The 22,311-nt window shown below is 72.1% G+C and carries 15 protein-coding genes; 6 read left to right on the top strand and 9 right to left on the bottom strand.

Translation table 11 applies throughout. From position 1 onward, the window contains the following. Position 1: 1 nt before the first annotated feature. Complete coding sequence (locus IE245_RS02640) at positions 2-454, bottom strand: hypothetical protein (protein ID WP_189945041.1); 453 nt, start codon at positions 452-454, stop codon at positions 2-4. Positions 455-491: 37 nt separating this feature from the next. Between IE245_RS02640 and IE245_RS02635 the strand changes: the two genes are divergently transcribed. Then, positions 492-1,184 (top strand): TetR/AcrR family transcriptional regulator, encoded by a 693-nt coding sequence (locus IE245_RS02635; RefSeq protein WP_189945039.1) that lies wholly within the window; start codon positions 492-494, stop codon positions 1,182-1,184. An 83-nt stretch (positions 1,185-1,267) separates the two neighbouring features. On the opposite strand, the gene IE245_RS02630 is transcribed toward IE245_RS02635, so the two are convergent. The 8 genes from IE245_RS02630 to IE245_RS02595 all read right to left on the bottom strand — a co-directional run bounded on the left by IE245_RS02630 (position 1,268) and on the right by IE245_RS02595 (position 14,896). Then, a complete protein-coding gene (locus IE245_RS02630) occupies positions 1,268-1,600 on the bottom strand; it encodes a 5-carboxymethyl-2-hydroxymuconate Delta-isomerase (protein WP_189945037.1) in 333 nt (110 codons plus the stop codon). A 95-nt stretch (positions 1,601-1,695) separates the two neighbouring features. Next, positions 1,696-6,993, bottom strand: a complete 5,298-nt coding sequence (pulA, locus tag IE245_RS02625; protein WP_189945035.1) for a pullulanase-type alpha-1,6-glucosidase — start codon at positions 6,991-6,993, stop codon at positions 1,696-1,698. Between the two features lie 68 nt (positions 6,994-7,061). Further along, positions 7,062-8,777: a carbohydrate-binding module family 20 domain-containing protein gene (locus tag IE245_RS02620; RefSeq protein ID WP_189945033.1), complete on the bottom strand. Its 1,716-nt coding sequence runs from the start codon at positions 8,775-8,777 to the stop codon at positions 7,062-7,064. Positions 8,778-8,929: 152 nt separating this feature from the next. Further along, positions 8,930-9,997 (bottom strand): LacI family DNA-binding transcriptional regulator, encoded by a 1,068-nt coding sequence (locus IE245_RS02615; protein ID WP_189945031.1) that lies wholly within the window; start codon positions 9,995-9,997, stop codon positions 8,930-8,932. Further along, a complete protein-coding gene (locus IE245_RS02610; protein WP_189945029.1) occupies positions 9,985-11,652 on the bottom strand; it encodes a glycoside hydrolase family 13 protein in 1,668 nt (555 codons plus the stop codon). Before IE245_RS02610 ends, IE245_RS02615 begins: the two co-directional genes overlap by 13 nt. 50 nt (positions 11,653-11,702) lie before the next feature. Further along, a complete protein-coding gene (locus IE245_RS02605; RefSeq protein WP_373305251.1) occupies positions 11,703-12,587 on the bottom strand; it encodes a sugar ABC transporter permease in 885 nt (294 codons plus the stop codon). Beyond that, positions 12,584-13,597 (bottom strand): carbohydrate ABC transporter permease, encoded by a 1,014-nt coding sequence (locus tag IE245_RS02600; protein WP_189945027.1) that lies wholly within the window; start codon positions 13,595-13,597, stop codon positions 12,584-12,586. Before IE245_RS02600 ends, IE245_RS02605 begins: the two co-directional genes overlap by 4 nt. Positions 13,598-13,618: 21 nt before the next feature. Next, complete coding sequence (locus IE245_RS02595; RefSeq protein ID WP_189945025.1) at positions 13,619-14,896, bottom strand: extracellular solute-binding protein; 1,278 nt, start codon at positions 14,894-14,896, stop codon at positions 13,619-13,621. 402 nt (positions 14,897-15,298) lie between these two features. Here IE245_RS02595 and IE245_RS02590 point away from each other — a divergent pair, with 402 nt between their 5' ends. From IE245_RS02590 to sigJ, 5 genes are all read left to right on the top strand, one after another. Then, complete coding sequence (locus tag IE245_RS02590) at positions 15,299-16,321, top strand: LacI family DNA-binding transcriptional regulator (RefSeq protein ID WP_189945024.1); 1,023 nt, start codon at positions 15,299-15,301, stop codon at positions 16,319-16,321. An 82-nt stretch (positions 16,322-16,403) separates the two neighbouring features. Continuing rightward, positions 16,404-17,327, top strand: a complete 924-nt coding sequence (locus IE245_RS02585) for a phosphatase PAP2 family protein (protein WP_189945022.1) — start codon at positions 16,404-16,406, stop codon at positions 17,325-17,327. Between the two features lie 123 nt (positions 17,328-17,450). After that, positions 17,451-18,032: a GNAT family N-acetyltransferase gene (locus tag IE245_RS02580; RefSeq protein ID WP_189945019.1), complete on the top strand. Its 582-nt coding sequence runs from the start codon at positions 17,451-17,453 to the stop codon at positions 18,030-18,032. Between the two features lie 283 nt (positions 18,033-18,315). Then, complete coding sequence (locus tag IE245_RS02575; RefSeq protein ID WP_189945017.1) at positions 18,316-21,303, top strand: bifunctional [glutamine synthetase] adenylyltransferase/[glutamine synthetase]-adenylyl-L-tyrosine phosphorylase; 2,988 nt, start codon at positions 18,316-18,318, stop codon at positions 21,301-21,303. Positions 21,304-21,358: 55 nt separating this feature from the next. Then, a complete protein-coding gene (gene sigJ / locus IE245_RS02570; protein ID WP_189945015.1) occupies positions 21,359-22,303 on the top strand; it encodes an RNA polymerase sigma factor SigJ in 945 nt (314 codons plus the stop codon). The last annotated feature ends 8 nt before the right edge of the window (positions 22,304-22,311 follow it).

Raw genomic sequence — 22,311 nt, 5'->3', positions numbered from 1 at the left:
GTCAGGGCAGGATCAGCCAGTCGAAGGCGAGGGCGGCCGCGAGGCCGCCCACGAGCAGCCAGGTGCCGAGCCGGGTGCGGCCGTTGCGGGCCAGCTCGATGACGATGCCGCAGAGGATCATCGCGAGGCCGTAGACGCCGACGACCAGCACGGAGGTCCGGCTCGCGAGGCGGATCACCAGGATGACGCCCATCGCCACCAGCAGGACCGAGGCGGCGGCCACGCGCAGCCGCCTCGCCTGCTTGGGGGTCATGCCCCCGCCGGGCCGCTCGTCGTCCTCGGGCTCGTCCGCGTCCTCGTCCGCGTCGTCCTCGTCGTCCGCGTCTTCGTCGGCGTCCTCGTCCGGCGCGTCCTCCCCTTCCGGCGTTCCCTCCTCCGGCGCCTCGTCGGGCTCGTCCGGCCCGGCGGTCTCGGGGTTCTCGGCGGCCGGGGTGTCCTGGTCGGAAGCTGTCATGGACGAGGAGCGTAACGGACCCCGATAGGCTGTTCGTATGACGACCGGTGTGCGGCGCAGGATGGGCGTCGAGGAGCGCAAGCAGCAGCTGATCGGGGTGGCCCTCGAACTCTTCAGCAGCCGCTCCCCCGACGAGGTCTCCATCGACGAGATCGCCGCCGCCGCGGGCATCTCCCGGCCGCTGGTCTACCACTACTTCCCCGGCAAGCAGAGCCTGTACGAGGCGGCGCTGCGGCGCGCGGCCGACGAGCTCGCGGCCCGTTTCCTGGAGCCGCCGCAGGGCCCGCTGGGGGCGCGGCTGCTGCGGGTGATGGGCCGGTTCTTCGACTTCGTCGACGACCACGGCCCGGGGTTCGCGGCGCTGATGCGGGGCGGCCCCGCGGTGGGCTCGTCGACGACCAACGCGATGATCGACGAGGTGCGGCAGGCCGCGTACGAGCAGATCGTGGCCCACCTCGGGGTCGCGGACCCGTCGCCGCGGCTCGAACTGGTCGTGCGGTCCTGGGTGTCGCTCGCCGAGTCGACGGCGCTGCTGTGGCTGGACGGGCGGCGGGTGCCGCGCGCGGAGCTGGAGCGGAAGCTGGTGCACGACTTCGCGGCGCTGACGGCGGTGAGCGCGGTCCACGACGAGCAGACGGCGACGGTGCTGACGGCGATCCTGGCCGACGAGCCGGCGGACGGCCCGTTCGCCGAGCTGGTGGGCCGGCTGCTCGCGCTGGGGCCTGTCTGACCCTTCGCGCCGGATCAGGCCGGGTCGGACTCGGCGGGAAGGGTCAGGCAGGCCCCAGCCGCCCCCCTGCCCGCCGTGCCGGATCAGGCCTTCCTGTAGGCGCTTTCGAGGTCGCGGACCTCGACGGCGAGGCGGACTCCCTCGGCGCCCTTGAGGTGCCGGGTCAGCAGGGCGAGCACGCCCTGCGCGAGGTGGGCCTTGAGCGCGTCGGTCCGCCCGAAGGCCAGCGCGATCTCGACGTTGACCAGGGCGGCGTCGGTGGAGCCGTCGCCGACGACGGTCTCCGCGACCTCGCGGAAGCGGGTCTTGCAGTTGCCGACGGAGGTGCGGACGGTCTCCGCCACGAGGCCGTGGAGGTCGAGCGCGAAGGCCCGCCGGTCGAAGGGGACGGAATGGTCGACGGTGATCTGCGGCATGGCGGCCTCTCGTGCGGGTGCGGGGTGTCCGGCCCCAGCCTCGCCACGGAGGTCCCGGCCGCACAAGGACGGCCGGGACCTCCGCGACGACTTGGTCAGGTCGTGGTGGCCTTGAAGACCGCGACCGTGCGGGCCGGGACCGTGAAGGTGCCCGAACCGGCCTCGTAGGAGGCGGACTTGGTCACGGCGTCGGAGCCGTTCGCCTGGACGGGGTGCAGGCCGTAGGCCGTGCCGGCCAGGCCGGCGACCGTCTGCTTCCGCTCGCCCGGCGTCGCGTTGAAGACGACGACGAGGTCACCGAGGCGCATGGTGATCACGCCGGGGGTCTCGTCGGTGCCGGAGAGCGGGAAGGAGAGCCGCTCCTGGACCTGTCCGGCCGTGGCCAGGGAGAAGCCGGGCTCGGTGGCGCGGATCCGCTGGAGGTCCCGGTAGGCGGCGGAGGCGCCGTCGATCTCGTCGCAGCCGACCGTCAGGTTCCCGTTGGTGAGGAGCGGCTTGCCGTAGCCCCACTTGGCCTGGTTGTCGGCGGCCGGCGGGAGGCCGATGCCGAAGCCGTTGCCGTCGCGGCAGTCCCAGTGGATCGCGTTGAACCAGTCGCCGCTGTCGTAGGAGTTGCGGTCGAGGGACTTGGAGCGGAGCAGGTCGGTGCCGGCCTGGGAGAGCGCCGGGCCCTGGGAGAGGGTGGCGGTGGCCATGGCGAGGACCTGCATGCGGGCCCGGTCGGCGGCGGAGGTGCCGGCCGGCAGCTTGAAGGCGAGGGCGTCGTAGAGGGTCTCGTTGTCGTGGGCGTCGGCGTAGGCGAGGGCGTCGCCGGGGGCGTCGGCGTAGCCGGCCGGGGCGCCGTTGTAGTCGACCTCGGAGCCCTTGACCGTGCGCCCGGAGGTGTCGGTGAAGGAGTAGGAGGCGAGGTTGCCGCTGAGGCCGACCTTGATGAGGTCCTGGTAGTGCAGGAGGCGGGCCTTCTGCTGCTCCGGGGTGCCGTTGGCGGTGGAGGCGTTGGGGTCGGTGTAGAGGCCGGAGGCGAAGCCCTGGACGCCGGGGTCCTCGTCGAAGGGGCCGCCGCCGCGGACGGCGTCGCGGGCCCGGTCGGAGAAGGTCGCGATGCCGGTGCCGGCCATGTTCTTCTGGGTGGCCTGGACGAAGCGGACGTCGTCGGCGATCTCGCCGAAGTTCCAGCCCTCGCCGTAGAGGACGATCGCCTTGCCGTCGACGCCGTCCTTCTCGACGGTCAGGGCGTCGAGCGCCGCGCGGACGGCGAGGATGTTCTCCTTGGGGTGGTGGCCCATGAGGTCGAAGCGGAAGCCGTCGACCTTGTACTGCTTGGCCCAGGTGACGACCGAGTCCACGACGAGCTTGCCCATCATGGCGTTCTCGGGCGCGGTGTTGGCGCAGCAGGTGGAGGTGGCGACGGTGCCGTCGGCCTGGAGCCGCTGGTAGTAGCCGGGGACGATCTTGTCGAGGACGGACTTGTCGGACTGTCCGGCGGCGACGGTGTGGTTGTAGACGACGTCCATGACGGTGCGCAGGCCCTGGCCGTTGAGGGCCTGGACCATCTGCCGGAACTCGACCGTGCGGCGGGTGCCGTTCGGGTCGGTGGCGTAGGAGCCCTCGGGGACGGTGTAGTGCAGCGGGTCGTAGCCCCAGTTGTACGCGTCCTTCGCGGCGGCCTCGGCGACGCAGGCCTGCTGCTCCTCGGAGTCGGGGGCGTAGACCTTCAGGTCGCAGGCGGGTTCCTTCCGGTCGGACTTCTTCTCGGGGATGGTGCCGATGTCGAAGGCCGGGAGGAGGTGGACGTAGTTGGTGCCGGAGTCGGCGAGGGCCTTGAGGTGCTTCGAGCCCTTGCTGTCCTTGTCGGTGAAGGCGAGGAAGGTGCCCCGGTGGCCGGCCTTCGCGGTGGGGTCGGCGATCGAGAAGTCGCGGACGTGGAGTTCCTGGATGCGGGCGTCGCGCAGCGGCACGGCGGCCGGCTTCCGCAGGGTCTTCCAGCCGGCCGGGGCGAGCTTCGGGTCGGTGAGGTCGACGACGAGGCTGCGGGCGGAGTCGGCGGTGAGGGCGGTCGAGTACGGGTCGGTGACCCGGTTCTCGACGAGCTTCTGGACGGTGGGCGCCCAGACCTTCACGACGTACCGGTACGGCTTGCCGTTCCAGCTCTTCGGGCCGGTGGCCTTCCAGACGCCGGAGGCGTCGTCGCGGCGCATGGGCACGGTCCGGCCGTCGATCTCCAGGGCGACGGTCCGCGCGGTCGGGGCCCACAGGGAGAGGGTGGGGCGGCCGTGGCGGAAGACCGGGCCGAGGTCGGCCTTGACGGCCTTCGCGGCGTACAGGTCGTCGAGGACGCCGGCGGTCTGGACGCCGGTGGCGGCGAGCAGGGCGCCGTTGGCGGCGCGCTGGGTGGCGATGAGCTGGCCGCGCAGGGAGGCGCGGACCCGGTCGGCGTCGCGGGGGTCGACGGTGAAGGCGGGGTAGTCCTTGAGGTGCGGGAACTTCGCCTTCTGGGCGTCGGTGAGGCCGCCCGCGTTCAGCCGGAGCCACTGGCCCTCGCCGCTGAGGGCGCCGTCGGTGACGGTGATGCCGCCGTCGGGGGCGTAGACGAGCTGCTGGCTGGTGGAGTCGTTCGCCTTCACCTTCCAGACGACGGTGTTCCGGTCGATCCACTGGGCCTCGGCCTTGCCGAGGTCGACGGCGGGGGCGCCGCCGGAGGTCGGCAGCAGGTGCTTCGGCTGCCCGGCGAGGAGCCAGACCTCGTGGCCGGTGGCGGCGAGGTCGAGGGACTGGTCGGTGGGGAGGTCCTTCTCGTCGCCCTTGTGGAGGATGTACGAGAGGGAGGTGGCGCCCTCGGCGAGCGGCACCTCGTAGACGGCGCCGTAGGCGTCGACGCGGGTGGGCGGCAGGGGCTTGGACCAGTCGGTGGGCTGGGCGGCGCCGGTCCACAGGTGGAGGCCCCAGCCGTCGTAGTTCCCGTCCGGGCGCTGGTAGTGGATGACGGCCCTGGTCTTGTCCGGGGCGGTGGGGGCCGGGTTCGTGTCGGACTGGCCGTCCTGGCCCTGGGTGATCCAGACCTCGCCGGTGCGGCCGAGGTCGATGGTGCGCCGCGGGCCGTCGGCGGCGCCGTCCTTCTCGACGGTGTACGCGACGGAGGAGGCGCCCTCGGGGAGCTTGACCCAGGCGAAGGCGCCGTGGGCGTCGCGGCCGGTGAAGGCGGCCTTCTGGCCGGCCGCGTCCAGGGTCCAGCCGTCGTAGTTCCCGTCCTCGCGCCGGTAGTGGACGATCGCGTACGGGCGCTCGACGGCGATGGGCTTCTCGGGGGCCGGGGGCGCGCCCGCGGTGGTGGCGGCGGTGGCGCTCGCGGTGCGTCCGGCGGCGTCGACGACGACGGCCTTGTAGCGGAGCGGGGTGCCGGCGGGGGCGGTCACGTGCTGGGTGACCTTGTAGGGGGCGTGGTCGGCGGTGCCGAGGGTCTGCCAGCGGCCGTTGCCGACCTGGGCGGCGAAGACGACGCGGCTGAGGGCGTCGCCGGTGACGTCGGCGGTGAGCTCGACGGTGCCGGTGGAGCCGGCGGCGGGGGCCTTCAGGGCGACGGACGGCTTCCCGGTGACGGCCGGGAGGGGCCGGTCGGCCTGGAGGACGAGGGTGGAGAGGGCGGGGACGGTGACGGTGACCTTGCCGTCCTTCGCGGTGACGGCGCCCCGGCCGCCGTACAGGGTGCGGAAGGAGGCGGAGTCGACGGGGATGTCGACGGTCTTCGGCTCGGTGGCGCCGTTGGCGGCGACCAGGTATTCGACGCGCTGCCGCGCGTCGGTGCGGGAGGCGGCGTGGACGGGGCCTTCGGCGAGGCGCGTGCGCTGGACGCCGTCGCGGAGGGCGGGGTGTTCGCGGGTGAGCTTCGACAGGGCGGCGATCGACCGGTAGAGCGGGTGGCCGGTGTCGTACGCGTCGGTGTCGTGGCCGCGGTCGGTGCCGAGCCGGTCGTCGTCGAGGTAGTCGGCGACCCGGGTGGCGAAGAGCGGCTGGCGGGCGTCCTTGTCGCCGCCGGCGCCGGTGAAGCCCTGCTCGTCGCCGGAGTAGACGACCGGGTTGCCGCGGGAGAGGAACATCAGCTCGTTGGCGAGCGTGGCGCGGCGGAGGAGTTCGGCGTCGGAGGCGTTCGGGTTGTCCTGCTTCAGGAAGGTGCCGAAGCGGCCCATGTCGTGGTTGCCGAGGAAGGTGACCTGCTCGTAGGCGTTGGCCTTGTCGGTGGTGTAGCGGTAGTCCTCGGCGAAGACCTTGGCGAGGCGGTCGGCGCCGGAGCCCTGGGAGGCGAAGGCTCGGGCGGCGTCCTGGAAGGGGAAGTCGAGGGTGGCGTCGAGCCGGCCGCGGGTGACGTAGGGGGCGGTGACGGTGGTGTCGGCGGAGTAGACCTCGCCGAACATGAAGAAGTCCTCGCGGCCCCGCTTCTTGGCGTAGGCGTCGAGGGCGGTGGCCCACTGGGTCCAGAAGTCGAGGTCGACGTGCTTGACGGTGTCGATGCGGAAGCCGTCGATGTCGAAGTCGCGGACCCACGTCTCGTAGATCCGCTTCATGCCCTCGACGACCTCGGGGCGTTCGGTCCACAGGTCGTCGAGGCCGACGAAGTCGCCGTACTCGGCGGATTCGCCCTGCCAGGTGGAGTCGCCTCGGTTGTGGTACATCGTGGGGTCGTTGAGCCAGGCGGGGACCTTGTCGCCGGCGCGCTCGACGGGGGTGTACGGGAAGGAGTCGGCGTCAACCTTCCCGACCGCGGTGCGGTCGTCGAAGGGGCGGCCGTCCTTGTCGAGGTACGGGTAGGCGCCCTTGGGGCGGTAGCCGTACTTCTTCTCGGCGTAGTCGACGGTGTCGGCGGTGTGGTTGGTGATGACGTCGAAGAAGACCTTCATGCCCTTGGCGTGGGCGGCGGCGATCAGCTTCTTGAGGTCGTCGTTGGTGCCGAAGTGCGGGTCGACCTGGGTGAAGTCGGTGATCCAGTAGCCGTGGTAGCCGGCCGAGGCGTCCTTGCCCTCGCCCTGCACGGGCCGGTTCTTGAAGATCGGCGCCATCCAGATGGCGGTGGTGCCGAGGCCCTTGATGTAGTCCAGGCGCTGGGTGAGCCCCTTGAGGTCGCCGCCCTGGTAGAAGCCCTTGTCGGTGGGGTCGAAGCCGGTGGCGGTGCGGCTGCCGGTGAGGCCGCCCTTGTCGTTGGAGGTGTCGCCGTTGGCGAACCGGTCGGGCAGCACGAAGTAGAACTGCTCGCGGGTCAGGTCCTGGCGGGCCGGTTCGGCGGCGAGGGCCCGGTCGGAGGGCGGGGCCGGCGGGCGGGGCGCGGCCGTCGCGGGCAGGGCCGGGACGAGGGCGGCGACGAGGGCGGCGGCGAGCGCCGCGGCCGTTCGCTTGGGTATCACGGGGGCTCCCTGGAGGTACGGGAAGAGGGGGCCGCCCCGGTCGGGGCGGCCCTGCGGAGGGAGGGGGCTCAGCTGCGGAAGGTGTCGTTCAGGACGACCTGGCCGGAGGCGGGGACGGTCGCGGTGCGGTTGGCTCCGGACTCCCAGGTGACGTTCCCGGCCGCGTCCTTGCGGACGTACTTGTACTCGAAGGCCGTTCCGGCGGGGAGGTTCACCGTCAGCTTCCACACGGGGTAGGCGGCGGGGTCGAGCTTGAGGGCGGCGGCCGGGGCCCAGTTGCCGAGCTCGGCGCGGTTGCCGGTGACGTAGATGTTCTGGCCCGGCACCGTGGTGGCGGTGACGCCGAAGGAGGCGCCCGCGGTGGCGGGGGGCGTGGTCGGCGGGGTGGTGGGGGTGGTGCCGCCGCCGCAGTTCATGGCGTTCGCGTGCAGGGCGACCGCGGTGTTGGCGCCGAGGGTCGCGGTGAACTGGCCGTTCGCGCCGACGGTGACCGGGGTGTTCGACTGGACGTCGCAGTAGGTGCCGGCGGGCAGGGAGGTCTGGAAGGTGCGGGTCAGGGCGGAGGACTCGTGGTTGATGGCCACGTACGCCTTGGAGCCCCGGCCGAACGCGATCGCGTTGTTGCCGTTGTCCCACCAGTTCGTGACGGCCTCGCCGCGGGCGGTGTTGCGGAAGGCGACCATGGAGGAGATCTCGCGCCAGGCGTGCTGGCACTTCCATCCGTCGGTGTAACAGGCGTTCACCTGGCCGCCGTTGGGCGGTCCGGCGTCCTTGTCGGTCCACTCGTAGCCGGAGTGGACGTCCGGGGAGCCGTAGGGCCAGGCGAGCATGAAGACGGAGGCGAGGGTGTAGTTCGCGCCGTCCTTGTAGCTGAGGGTGTCGCCGCCGCGCTCGGTGTCGTGGTTGTCGACGAAGACGCCGGACTGGCCGGAGGGCATGTGGCCCCAGGCCTCGCCGAAGTTCTTCAGGTAGGCGAGCTTCTCGTTCTGGAGGACCCGCTTGAGGTCGCGGGCGTAGCGGAACTCCTGGACGTCGCCGCTGCCGAGGTACTCGCTCGGGGAGACGGCCTCGCCGGCGCCGTGGATGGCCTCCAGCTTCCAGTAGACGTTCGGGTTCGTCAGCCGGGACTTGATGTTCGCGAGGTCGGCGGCCGGCATGTGCTTGGCGGCGTCGATGCGGAAGCCGTCGACGCCCAGCGAGAGCAGGTCGTTGAGGTAGCCGGCGATCTTCCCGCGGACGTAGTCCTCGCCCGTGTCGAGGTCGGGGAGGCCGACGAGCTCGCAGTTCTGGACGTTGGCCCGGTCCTGGTAGTTCGAGATGGTGGCCCGGCAGTCGTCCATGTCGGCGCCGGAGTAGAGGCCGGGGTAGTCGTACTTGGAGAACGGGGTCCCGCCCGTTCCGGTGCCGGAGCCGTTGGCCATGTGGTTGATGACCGAGTCCGCGATCACCTTCACGCCGGCGGCGTGGCAGGCGTTCACCATGTTCGCGAAGGCGGCGCGGTCCCCGAGCCGTCCGGCGATCTTGTAGCTGACGGGCTGGTACGAGGTCCACCACTGGCTGCCCCGGAGGTGCTCCTGCGGCGGGGAGACCTGGACGTAGCCGTATCCGGCGGGGCCGAGGCGGTCGGTGCACTCACGGGCCACGGAGGCGAAGTTCCACTCGAACATCACCGCGGTGACGTCCTTGGTTCCCGGCGGGGTGGCCTGGGCCGGGGCGTTCGCCGTGACGGCCGCAGCGGCTCCCGCCACGAGGGCGAGTGCAGCGGCCACGGTCTTTCTTGCCATGCTTCCTCCTGTACGACGTCCCTGTCGTGTCGAGAGCTGTTCGCAAGAAGTTGCCGAAACTCTCAGCAACTGTTTTCAGCCGCGACCGTAGGGGCGTACAGGCGTGCGGTCAATACTTCGCGCACGCCCACCGCAAGAGATTGCGCAAGGAGTTACGGCACCGCGTGCGGCGGCTGCGCGGTGGAGCCGCGCACGACCAGCTCCGGCTGGAAGACGAACTCGGTGCGCTGCACCGGACTGCCCTCGATCTCCTCCAGGAGCGCGCCGACCGCCGCCGTCGCCATGGCCTGCACGGGCTGGCGCACGGTGGTCAGCGGCGGATCGGTGAAGGCGATCAGCGGGGAGTCGTCGAAGCCGACGACGGAGACGTCCCGGGGCACGTCGAGGCCCCGGGCGCGGGCCGCCCGGACGACGCCGAGCGCCATCAGGTCGGAGCCGCAGACGATGCCCGTGCACCCCTCGTCGAGCAGGATCTCGGCGGCCGCGTGCCCGCCCTCGACGCCGAACAGGGTGGGCCGCACGAAGCGTTCGGCGTCCGCCCGCTCCACGCCGAGCACCTCGTACAGCTCGGCGGCGAAGCCCTCGGCCTTGCGGCGCGAGGGCACGTAGCGGGTGGGGCCGGTGGCGAGGCCGATCCGCTCGTGCCCGAGCTCGGCCAGGTGCCGGACGGCCATCCGGGCCGCGGCCCGGTCGTCCGGGGAGACGAAGGTGGCGTCGATCCGTTCGTGGTAGCCGTTGATGAGGACGTACGGCACGCCCCGCTCGGTCAGCCGGCCGTACCGCGCCGGGTCGGCGGAGGCGTCCGCGTGCAGCCCGGAGAGGAAGACGATGCCGGCCACTCCGCGCTCGACCAGTTGGTCGACCAGCTCGTCCTCGGTGGCACCACCGGGCATCTGGGTACAGAGCACCGGCGTGTACCCGTGCCCGGCCAGGACCTGCTCGACGACCTGCGCGAAGGCCGGGAAGATCGGGTTGGTCAGCTCGGGCACGACGAGCCCGACGAGGCCCGCGCTGCGGCGTTTGAGCCGTACGGGACGCTCGTAGCCGAGCACGTCGAGCGCCGCGAGCACCTTGTGCCGGGTCGCGCCGGCCACCCCCGCCTTGCCGTTGAGGACGCGGCTGACGGTGGCCTCGCTGACCCCGGACTGGGCCGCGATGTCCGCGAGCCGCGGGGCGCCGTTGCCGGTGCCCCGCGGCGGGGGGATCGTCACGCCGCCCACCAGACGGTGGTGTCGGCGGGGATCACCACGGTGTCCTCGCCGTCGGCGGCGACGACGCGGACTTCCTCGTTGGAGAGGAGATACCGGCCGGGCAGCGGGACGGTGATGGCCCGGCCGGTGGTGTTGGCGGTGCAGACGAAGCCGTCGCGGCGGAAGGAGAGCACACCCTCGGGTGCCTCCAGCCACTCCACGGCCTCGCCCGCACCGAGTTCGGGGCGCTCGCGGCGCACGGCGAGCGCGCTGCGGTACAGCTCCAGGGTGGAGCCGGGGTCGCCGGTCTGCGCCTCGACGCTCAGGCTCCCCCAGGCCGCCGGCTGCGGCAGCCACGAGCCGCCGCCGCCGAAGCCGTACGAGGAGCCCTCGACGGTCCACGGGATCGGCACCCGGCAGCCGTCGCGGTAGCCGTCCTGGCCGCTGGCGCGGAAGAAGGACGGGTCCTGGCGCACCTCGTCGGGCAGGTCGGTGACGTCCGGCAGGCCGAGCTCCTCGCCCTGGTAGACGTACGCGGAGCCGGGCAGCGCCAGCATCAGCAGGGTGGCGGCGCGGGCCCGGCGCAGGCCGAGCTCGCGGTCGCCGGGGGTGCGCAGCTGGGTGCCGAGGCCCGCCGGGTTGGCGAAGCGGGTGGCGTGCCGGGTGACGTCGTGGTTGGACAGCACCCAGGTGGTGGGGGCGCCGACCGGGCGCATCGCCTCCAGCGAGGCGTCGATGACGGTGCGGAGCTCGGCCGCGTCCCAGTGGGTGCCCAGGTACTGGAAGTTGAACGCCTGGTGCATCTCGTCGGGGCGCACGTAGTTGGCGGTGCGCTCGACGGTCGGGGTCCACGCCTCGGCGACGAGGATGCGCTGCCCGTCGTACTCGGCGAGGATCTGCCGCCAGGAGCGGTAGATCTCGTGGACGCCCTCCTGGTCGAAGAAGGGCATGACGTCGTTGCCGAGCAGCTTCAGCTGGTCGTGGGCGCCGATGTCGGGGAGGCCGGCGGCCTTGACCAGGCCGTGGGCGACGTCGACGCGGAAGCCGTCGACGCCCATGTCGAGCCAGAAGCGCAGGATCGAGCGGAACTCGTCGCGGACGGCCGGGTGCTCCCAGTTGAAGTCCGGCTGCTCGGGGGCGAAGAGGTGGAGGTACCACTCGCCGTCGGCGACCCGGGTCCAGGCGGGGCCGCCGAAGATGGACTCCCAGTCGTTGGGCGGGAGTTCGCCGTTCTCGCCCTTGCCGGGGCGGAAGTGGTAGCGCTCGCGCAGCGGGGAGCCGGGGCCCTCGCGGAGCGCGCGCTGGAACCACTCGTGCTGGTCGGAGGAGTGGTTGGGCACCAGGTCGACGATGATGCGCAGGCCCAGGTCGTGGGCCTCGCGGATCAGGGCGTCGGCGTCGAGCAGCGAGCCGAACATCGGGTCGATGGCCCGGTAGTCGGCGACGTCGTACCCGGCGTCGGCCTGCGGGGAGGCGTAGAAGGGGGAGAGCCACACGGCGTCGACGCCGAGCTCCTTGAGGTACGGCAGCCGGCTGCGGATGCCCTCCAGGTCGCCCATGCCGTCGCCGTTGCCGTCGGCGAAGCTGCGCGGGTAGACCTGGTAGATCACCGCGTCTCTCCACCAGCCCGTGTCGGTGCCGGTGGTGGGGGCGTCGGCGGCGGCGGTGGCGAGGTGCTGGGTCATGTCTTCCCTGGGAGGTAAGGAGGGGCGTACGGGATCGGCGTTCAGGGGCGTCAGCCCTTGACGGCACCGGCGGACATGCCGGTGACGAGGTGGCGCTGGGCGAAGAGGAACACCAGGGCCGCGGGGATGGCGATGAGGACGGAGGCCGCCGTCATCGGACCCCACTGGGCCCCGTACTGGTTGACGAACTTCTGCAGGCCGCCGGCGAGCGTCAGGTTCTCGTCGCCGACCATGAAGGCGGAGGCGTAGGCGACCTCGCCCCAGGCGGTGATGAAGGAGTAGAAGGCGGTCACCGCGATGCCCGGCTTGGCGAGCGGCAGGATCAGCCGCCAGAAGGTGCCGAAGGGGGTGAGCCCGTCGACGTACCCCGACTCGTCGATCTCGCGCGGGATGCCGTCGAAGAAGCCCTTCATCATCCAGGCGCAGAAGGGGACGGCGATGGTCAGGTAGGTGATGACCAGGCCGGCCGACTGGTTGAGCAGCCCCAGCGACGCCATGATGTTGTAGATCGGCACGATGAGGACGGCGACCGGGAACATCTGCGTGATGAGCAGGGTCCACATGAGGCCGCGCTTGCCGGGGAACCGGAAGCGGCTGACGGCGTAGCCGGTGGTGGCGGAGATGAAGACGCCGACGACCGTGGTGAGTCCGGCGACGAGGAGCGAGTTCCCGAACCAGGTGAGGAACGGGGTGTCCCTCAGCAGGTTCGTGTAGTTCTCGAACGTCGTCTCCTTGAAGAAGTCCGTGGTGGTGGCGTACTTCGCGGGCTTGAGCGAGGTCAGCAGGACCCACAGCACCGGGAAGACGGCGACCACGGAGGCGACGATCAGGGTGACGTGCAGCGCCACCGAGGCGAGCGGCGAACGGCGGCCGCGGAGCGGGGCGTTCATGGTCGGGGCCGCGGCGTGCCGGGCCGTGGGGGTCGTGGTGGTCACCAGACTTCTCCCTGCTTGCGGAGGACGCGCTGGTAGATCGCGGCGAAGATCATCAGGAGCACCAGGATGAGGACGCCCCACGTGGACGACTGGGCGAAGTCGCGCGGGCTGATCTCGAAGGAGAACTTGTACGCCTGGGTGACGAGGATCTGGGTGGCCTCGCCGGGTCCGCCCCGGGTGAGCAGGAAGATCACCGGGAACATGTTGAAGGTCCAGATGGTGGAGAGCAGCAGGACCGTGGTGGAGACGGAGCGCAGGCCCGGCAGGGTGATGTTCCGGAAGCGCTGCCAGGCGTTGGCGCCGTCCATCTCGGCGGCCTCGTAGAGCTCGCCGGGGATGGACTGGAGGCCGCCGAGGAGGGCCACCATCATGAAGGGGACGCCGAGCCAGACGTTGACGGCGATGACGGCGAACTTGGCCATCAGCGGGTCGTTCAGCCACGGGACGGCGTCGAGGCCGGCTCCGGAGAGGATCTGGTTGAGCAGGCCGCGGCGCTCGTCGTAGAGGAAGCGCCAGGCGAAGACCGAGACGAAGCCGGGGACCGCCCAGGGCAGGATGATCATCATCCGGTAGACGGAGCGGCCGGCGATCTTCCGGTTGAGGATGTTGGCGAGGGCCAGGCCGAGGGCGAAGGTGATCGCCACACAGGACACGGTCCAGACGACCGTCCAGCCGAGGGTGCCGAGGAACTGGCTGCCCGTGATCGCGTCGGTGTAGTTGTCCAGGCCGATGAACTCGTAGGTGGCCGGGATCTCGTTGACGCCGATCGTCCGCGCGACGTTGCGCTCGTTGGCGTCGGTGAACGACAGGTAGATGCCGCGGACCAGCGGATAGCCGATGATCACGCCGATCACGATCACCACCGGGGCTACCATCGCCCAGGCGTACCAGTGGGTGGCGAAGGAGCGCTTCGCCGCCCGTCGCGGGTTACCAGTTCCGCGGCTCCGGCCGCGGGCGACGTGCTCGCCCGCGGCCTTCGCCACCGACTGGCTGGGAGTGTCCACAGCCATCAGCCGGCCTGCCCTTCCTTCTTACTTCCAGTCCTTCAGGAGCTTGCGGTAGGCGTCACCGACGGCCTTGGCGCCGGCTTCCGGGGTGGTCTGGCCGGTGAGGACCTTGGTGTACTCGACCTTGACCGGCTCGAAGAGGCTGCCGCCCTCGGGGATCCACGGGCGCTCGACGGCCTTCTCGACGACCGGCTTGAAGAACGCGATCATCTCGTTCTTGGCCACCTCCTTCTGCAGGTAGGAGGACTGGCGGGTCGGGAGGAGGCTGAGCTCCTGGGCGACCTTGGCCTGGCTCTCGGCCGAGGTCATGTACTCGGCGAAGGCGTAGGAGGCGTCGAGGTTCTTGGAGCCGGCGTAGACGGCGAGGTTGTGGCCGCCCTGCGGGGCGCCCTGGCCGGCGGAGCCCGCCGGGACGGGGGCGATGCCGAGGTTCGCCTTGTCGGCGAACTCCTTGCCCGCGTAGGTGTCGGCGACGGCCCACGGGCCGTTGATCATCATGGCGACCTTGCCGTCCTTGAAGGCGGCCTGCATGTTGTCCCAGCCGTTGGTCGCGTCGGTGATCGCGGCCTTGGAGTCGACGAGGTCCTTGACGGTCTTGAAGGCGCTGACGCCCGCCGGGTCGTCGAAGGTGACCTTCTTGTCGGCGGCGTCGACCATGTCGCCGCCCTCGCCGTACAGGAAGGAGAGGAACCAGTACGGGTCGTCGCCGCGGAGGTACAGGCCGGTCTTGCCGGTCTTCTCCTTGATCGCGGCGGAGACGGTCTTCAGCTCGGCGATGGTCTTCGGGACCGCGACGCCGGCCTCCTTGAAGATCTTCTTGTTGTAGAAGATGCCCATGGAGTCGATGACCTGCGGCACGGCGTAGGTCTTGCCGTTGTACTTGGTGGAGGCGGCGGCCTGCTCCAGGAAGTCGTCCTGGTCCTTCAGCGCGGCGGTGCCGTCCAGCGGGGCGAGGTAGCCGAGGTCGGCGAACTCGGGGGTCCAGGCGACCTCGGAGCGGATCACGTCGGGGGCCCCGGAGCCGGACTGCGCGGCGTTCTTGAACTTGTTCTGGGCCTCGCCGAAGGGCACGTTCACGTACTTGACGGTGACCTTCGGGTGCTTCTTGGTGAAGTCCTCGGCCAGCTTCTTGAAGACCTTGTCCTCGGAGCCGACCGTGGAGGTGTCCCACCACGTCACGGTGCCGGAGAGCTCGCCCGAGCCCTTCGAGCCGCCGTTGGAACCGCTGTCGCTCCCGCCGCACGCCGCCAGGGTGACGCCCAGGGCCGCGACCAGCGCGGTGGCCGCTATGCCACGCCGCATGTGAACTCCTTCAACATGATCCCGGGGAGACGAGGGGCTGGAACCTTCCTCATTGCGACCGCTCCCTCGCGGCGCTCCGGGTTGCCAGGAACGTAACAGGGATGAAAAGACGCCGAAAGACCTTGCGTGAAATTTCTGCAAGGACCGGGGATCGTTACATCGACGTGTCCCGAAGGTTGCCGTAGGGCCGCTTGACAGTGGCGCGGAGGCGCCCCTTCCGCCCCTTCGTCCGATATGTTCCGCCCGGTGGAACCTTCCGCCGACTTCGGAACGGTCCGTTCCGCCTCCGCCGCCCCCCGTGGCGCACCGCAAGAACTGCAAGACCTTGCGGGCCGCCTCGCTCCCGGCGGTCACGCCCCCACTGGTGGGCAATACGCGCTGTGACCGGTACAGTCCACTCTCATGACCGCGCGGCTTGCCGACATCGCAGCCCAGGCGGGGGTCAGTGAAGCCACAGTCAGCCGCGTGCTCAACGGCAAGCCCGGTGTGGCCACCGCCACCCGCGAATCCGTCCTTGCCGCGCTCGACGTGCTCGGCTACGAGCGACCGGTACGGCTGCGCCAGCGCAGCGCCGGCCTCGTCGGGCTGATCACCCCCGAACTGGACAACCCCATCTTCCCGGCCCTCGCGCAGGTCATCGGGCAGGCCCTGACCCGCCAGGGCTACACCCCGGTGCTCGCCACCCAGACCCCCGGCGGGTCCACCGAGGACGAGCTCACCGACATGCTGGTGGAGCGGGGCGTCGCCGGCATCATCTTCGTCTCCGGACTGCACGCGGACACCACCGCGGACACCTCCCGCTACGACCAGCTGCGCGGCAAGGGCGTGCCCTACGTCCTCATCAACGGCTTCTCCCCCAAGGTGCAGGCGCCCTTCGTCTCCCCCGACGACCGCGCCGCGATGCAGCTGGCGGTCACCCACCTCGCCGCCCTCGGCCACACCCGGATCGGGCTCGCCGTCGGACCGAAGCGCTTCGTGCCGGTGCTCCGCAAGATAGAGGGCTTCCAGAAGGGGATGCGGGACCGCCTCGGCCTCACCCCGGAGGAGTCCGAGGAACTGATCCAGCACTCCCTGTACACCCTCGAAGGCGGCCAGGCGGCCACGGCGGCGCTCATCGCCAAGGGGTGCACGGCGGTGGTCTGCGCCTCCGACATGATGGCGCTCGGCGCCATCCGCGCCGCCCGCCAGCAGGGGCTGCAGGTGCCGCGGGACGTCTCCGTCGTCGGCTTCGACGACTCGCCCCTCATAGCCTTCACCGATCCGCCGCTCACCACCATCCGGCAGCCGGTGCAGGCGATGGGGCAGGCGGCGGTCCGCGCCCTCCTGGAGGAGGTCGGCGGCACCCCGGCCCCGCACTCGGAGTTCGTCTTCATGCCGGAGCTGGTCGTCCGCGGCTCGACGGCCTCGGCCCCTCCGGCGCCCTAGTCCCTGAGGGGGAGAGGGTGCGGCGTACACCCGACTGGGGGATGATCGGTCGGGGGGCGTGGATCTGGCAAACTCTCTGCCCATGGGTGAAACGACCGTGAAGAGTTTGGACGACCGGACGACCCCGTCGTCACCCATCGTGGCCGACGGGCGGTGGGCGTGGCTGCGTGCGCGCACGCCCCGGCGTCCCCGGATCTGGTTCGAACTGCTGCTGATCGGTCTCAGCTACTGGGTGTACTCGCTGATCCGCAACGCGGTGCCGGAGCAGAAGGCCGAGGCGCTGAGGAACGCGGACTGGATCTGGCGGACCGAGGAGTCCCTCGGCCTCGCCTTCGAGCACGCCGTCAACCACGCCGTGAACTCGGTGACGTGGGTCATCGTGGGGATGAACTACTACTACGCGACGCTGCACTTCATCGTCACCATCGGTGTGCTCGTGTGGCTGTACCGATGGCAGCCGGGCCGTTACGCCGCGTTCCGGACCGTCCTCTTCGCCACCACCGCCGTGGCCCTGGTCGGCTACTACCTGTATCCGCTGGCGCCGCCGCGGCTGATGGAGAGCAAGGACTTCGTCGACACGGTCCTGGTGCACCACACCTGGGGCTCGATGGCCTCGGGCGACCTCAAGCACATGTCGAACCAGTACGCGGCGATGCCGTCGATGCACATCGGCTGGTCGACGTGGTGCGGCCTGACGATCTTCTTCCTGGCGAAGGCGCCCTGGGCCCGCATCCTGGGCCTGCTCTACCCGGCGGTGACCCTGGTCGTGATCGTCGCGACCGCCAACCACTTCTGGCTGGACGCGGTCGGCGGCTGGATCTGCCTCGCCTTCGGCTTCCTCGTCGCCTACTTCTGGTACGGCACCTGGCCGCACCGCCTCTCGAAGCAGGTGGAGCCCCTGACGGCCACGGCACCGGCGGCGTCCACGCCGGCGCGGGGGACGACCGCGGGCACGGACGCGCCGGAGGCCGCGGACCGGGAGGAGCGGGTCGGCTCCGGCAGATGACCCGCCGCCGCTCGTGAGCCGGGCCGGGGCCCCCGCCGTTCTCCACGGCGGGGGCCCCGGCCGTTCCCCGGCGGCGGGGCACGTTCCCTGCCGCCGGGGAACGCCCTTGCATACGATCAGCCCGTGAACTCCACCACCACGCTCCACGCGGGCCCCACGCCCTCCGCCCCCGCCCTCGTCCTGCGGCCCTGGCGCGCGGAGGACGTAGCCGCACTGGTCGAGGCGTTCCACGACCCCGCCCTGCGCCACTGGGCGGGCGCGCCGGTGAGGGACGAGGCCGACGGGGCGCGGTGGGTACGGGCCCAGCAGCAGGGCTGGGAAGCGGGGAACCGGTTCGGGTTCGCCGTCCTGGAGGTGCGGCCCGAAGCCCCGCACGGCCGGTTGGCGGGAAACGTGGTCCTCAAGGAGGTCGCGTCCGGCAGGCCCTCTGCCGAGGTGGGCTACTGGACGGCGGCTCACGCGCGAGGGCGGAGCGTGGCCCCGCGGGCCCTCGGGGCCCTCACCGACTGGGCCTTCGCCGCCTTCGGCGCGGAAGGGCTCGGACGTCTTGAGCTCCTCCACCAGGAGGACAATCCGGCGTCGTGCCGCGTCGCGCAGAAGACCGGTTACGCGTTCGACCGGGTCCTGCCCGCGGCTCCCCCCGCCTTCCCCCTCGACGGCCATCTGCACATACGGCGCGCGGGTCCCCGGGAGGGAGGCTCGTGAGCGCGCGGGGGTCCGTGCCCTCGCTCGTCGGCGGAGGCCGTCCCCGTGTTCCCCGGCCGACGCTCGCCGCCGTCCCGTCGGCCCCGCTGGTTCTCGCCCGGAACCGGCCGGCACCGGCGACCGGCTGTGAAGACGGGCGGGGTTCCCGCCTCCCCGCCCCGCGCCCACGCCTCCCTGCCCAAGGGGTCGCCGCCCGTGCCGGACCCGCCGGTCCGCGGGGGATCGCTAAGCTGATCGGAGACGCTCGATCCGTCGGGTGCGCGGATCGGAGGGAGCGGCGGAGATGACGGTGCCGGGGCGCAGGAGCAGTACGTTCTCACGGCTGCTGCGGCACGGGTTCACCGATCCGTCCGGGGCCGAGCGGCTGCTCGACCTGCCCGAGCTCGCCGCGCTCCGCGGGGACCCGGTCCTCCTCGACGCGCTGGGCGCCACCGCCGACCCCGACCTCGCGCTGCGCGGGCTCGTCCGGCTGGTCGAGGCGCAGCCCGAGACCGAGCGGCAGACCCTCACCACCACGCTGCTCTCCGCCAAGCCCTTCCGGGACCGGCTCCTCGGGGTGCTCGGCGCGTCCGAGGCGCTCGCCGACCACCTGGCCCGGCACCCCGGGGACTGGGAGACCCTGGTCACCTACGAGGCGGCCGACCTGCACCCGGGGGTCACCGAGTTCGAGCGGGGGCTCGCCGGGGCGGTGGATCCGGTCGCCCTGCGGGTCGCCTACCGCCGCTGCCTCCTCGGGATAGCGGCCCGGGACGTCTGCGGCACCACCGACGTCGCCCAGACCGCCGCCGAGCTGGCCGACCTGGCCACCGCCACCCTGCGGGCCGCGCTCGCCCTCGCCCGGGCGGCCGAACCCGCCGACGCGGCCCGGTGCCGGCTCGCGGTGATCGCCATGGGCAAGTGCGGCGGCCACGAGCTGAACTACGTCTCCGACGTCGACGTGATCTTCGTCGGGGAGCCGGTGGAGGGCGCGGACGAGGCCAAGGCGCTCCAGGCCGCCACCCGGCTCGCCTCCCACCTCATGCGGATCTGCTCCGAGACCACCGTCGAGGGCGCCATCTGGCCGGTCGACGCCAACCTCCGCCCCGAGGGCCGCAACGGCCCGCTGGTGCGCACCCTCTCCTCCCACGTCGCCTACTACCAGCGCTGGGCCAAGACCTGGGAGTTCCAGGCCCTGCTCAAGGCGCGCCCGGTGGCCGGCGACGCGGAGCTGGGGAGCGCGTACGTCGACGCCCTCTCCCCGATGGTCTGGCAGGCCGCCGAGCGGGAGAACTTCGTCACCGACGTGCAGGCCATGCGCCGCCGCGTCGTCGAGAACATCCCGGTCGACCGGATCGACCGCGAGCTGAAGCTCGGCCCCGGCGGCCTGCGGGACGTCGAGTTCGCCGTCCAGCTGCTCCAGCTGGTGCACGGCCGCAGCGACGCCACCCTGCGCGGCGGCTCCACCCTCGACGCGCTCGCCGCCCTCGCCGCCGGCGGCTACGTGGGCCGCGCCGACGCGGCCCAGCTGGACGAGGCGTACCGCTTCCTGCGGGCGATGGAGCACCGCATCCAGCTGTACCGGCTGCGCCGCACCCACCTCGTCCCGGAGGGCGAGGAGGACCTGCGCCGCCTCGGCCGCTCGCTCGGCCTGCGCACCGACCCGGTCGCCGCGCTGAACAAGGAGTGGAAGCGGCACGCCTCCGTCGTCCGCCGCCTCCACGAGAAGCTCTTCTACCGGCCGCTGCTCGACGCCGTCGCCCAGCTCGCCCCCGGCGAGATCCGGCTCAGTCCCGAGGCGGCGGGCCAGCGCCTCGAAGCCCTCGGGTACGCGGACCCGGTCGCCGCCCTGCGGCACCTGGAGGCGCTGGCCTCCGGCGTCAGCCGCAAGGCGGCCATCCAGCGGACGCTGCTGCCGGTGCTGCTCGGCTGGTTCGCGGACTCGGCCGACCCGGACGCCGGTCTGCTGGGCTTCCGGAAGGTCTCCGACGCCCTCGGCAAGACCCCCTGGTACCTGCGGCTGCTGCGCGACGAGGGCGCCGCCGCGGAGAACCTCGCCCGGGTCCTGTCCGCCGGCCGCCTCGCCCCCGACCTGCTGCTGCGCGCCCCCGAGGCGGTCGCCATACTCGGCGACCCCGAGGGCCTCGCACCGCGCGGCCGGGCCCACCTGGAGCAGGAGGTCCTGGCCGCCGTGAACCGCGCGGACGACGCCGAGCAGGCCGTCGCCGCCGCCCGCGGGGTGCGCCGCCGCGAGCTGTTCCGCACCGCCGCCGCCGACCTCATCGACTCGTACGGCACCGAGGACAGCCCCCGCACCTCCGACCCGGGCGCCCTCGTCGACCGGGTCGGCGAGGCCGTCACCGACCTCAACGCCGCCACCCTCGCCGGTGCCCTGCGCGCCGCCGTCCGCGCCGAGTGGGGCGACCAACTCCCCACCCGTTTCGCGGTCATCGGCATGGGCCGCTTCGGCGGCCACGAGCTGGGGTACGGCTCCGACGCCGACGTCCTCTTCGTCCACGAGCCGCGCGAGGGCGTCGACGAGCAGGAGGCCGCCAGGGCCGCCAACCGGGTCGTCACCGAGATGCGGCGGCTGCTCCAACTTCCCACCACGGACCCGCCGTTGCTGATCGACGCCGATCTGCGCCCGGAGGGCAGGAGCGGCCCCATGGTCCGCACCCTCGCCTCCTACGAGGCGTACTACCGCCGCTGGTCGCTCGTCTGGGAGGCGCAGGCGCTGCTCCGCGCCGCGCCGATGGCCGGCGACGCCGACCTCGGCCGGCGCTTCATCGAGCTGATCGACCCCCTCCGCTTCCCCGCCGACGGCCTCGGCGAGGACGCCGTCCGCGAGATCCGCCGGCTCAAGGCCCGCATGGAGTCCGAACGGCTGCCGCGCGGCGCCGACCCCACCCTCCACGCCAAACTGGGCCGCGGCGGCCTCAGCGACGTCGAGTGGACCGTCCAGCTCCTCCAGATGCGGCACGGCTGGGCCGTGCCGGGGCTGCGCACCACCCGCACCCGGGTCGCGCTCTCGGCCGCCCACGACGCCGGGCTGATCCCCACCGAGGAGGCGCAGACCCTCGACGAGGCCTGGGTGCTCGCCACCCGGGTGCGCAACGCGGTCATGCTCGTCCGCGGCCGCCCCGGCGACACCTTCCCGGGCGAGCCGCGCGAACTGGCCGCCGTGGGCCGCTACCTGGGGTACGCCCCCGGTCACGTCGGCGAGCTGGTCGACGACTACCGTCGCACCACCCGCCGCGCCCGCGCCGTCGTCGACGAACTCTTCTACGGCTCCTGACCGTTGGGCCGGGACCGCCGTGCCGCGGGGCCCGTCCGGCCGTTACGATCCCGGCATGGCCCTGCTCATGAGTGACGTGGACCGGTTCGAGAGGGCGCGCCCCCGCCTGGAGGCCATCGCCTACCGGATGCTCGGCTCGTCGGGCGAGGCCGAGGACGCGGTGCAGGAGACCTATCTGCGCTGGCAGGCCGCCGACACCGGGCGCATCGAGGTGCCCGAGGCCTGGCTCACCAAGGTCCTCACCAACTACTGCCTCAACCAGCTCACCTCCGCCCGCGCCCGCCGCGAGACCTACGTCGGCCAGTGGCTCCCCGAGCCGCTGCTCGCCGGCGACCCGATGCTCGGCCCCGCCGACACCGCCGAGCAGCGCGAATCCGTCTCGTACGCCGTCCTCGTCCTCCTGGAGCGGCTGACCCCGAACGAGCGGGCCGTGTACGTGCTGCGGGAGGCCTTCGGCTACGCGCACCGGGAGATCGCGGAGATCCTCGACATCGGCGAGGCCGCCGCCCAGCAGCTCTTCCACCGCGCCAAGAAGCACCTCGCGGACGGCCGGGTCCGCACCGAGATCGACGAGGCCGCCGCCCGCAGGATCGTCGAGGAGTTCCTGGCGGCCGCCACCAGCGGCCGTACCGAACCCCTCGTCCGGCTGCTCACCCAGGACGCCGCCGCCCTGGGCGACGGCGGCGGCAAGGTGCCCGCCCGGGCGAGCGCCTTCGAGGGCGCCCGCGCGGTCGCCGCCTTCCTGCGCGGCCTCTTCAAGCCGAGCGACGCCAAGCGGGCCCTGGTCGGCGGCTCGCCCTCCTTCTACGCCTCCACCGCCAACGGCGAGCCCGCGATCGTCGCCGTCGTCGACGGCCGGGTCATCGGCGTCACCTGCCTGGAGGTCACCCCGGACGGCATCGTCGCCGTCCGCAGCCAGGTCAACCCGGACAAGCTGGCCCGGGCCACCCGGCGGTGGGCCGCCGAGGGGCACGAGGAGGCCCCGCTCTTCGCCTTCTGACACCCCTC

This window comes from Streptomyces roseolus, from assembly GCF_014649855.1.
Lineage (GTDB): Bacteria > Actinomycetota > Actinomycetes > Streptomycetales > Streptomycetaceae > Streptomyces > Streptomyces roseolus.
This window is presented reverse-complemented; position numbering and strand designations above follow the sequence as displayed.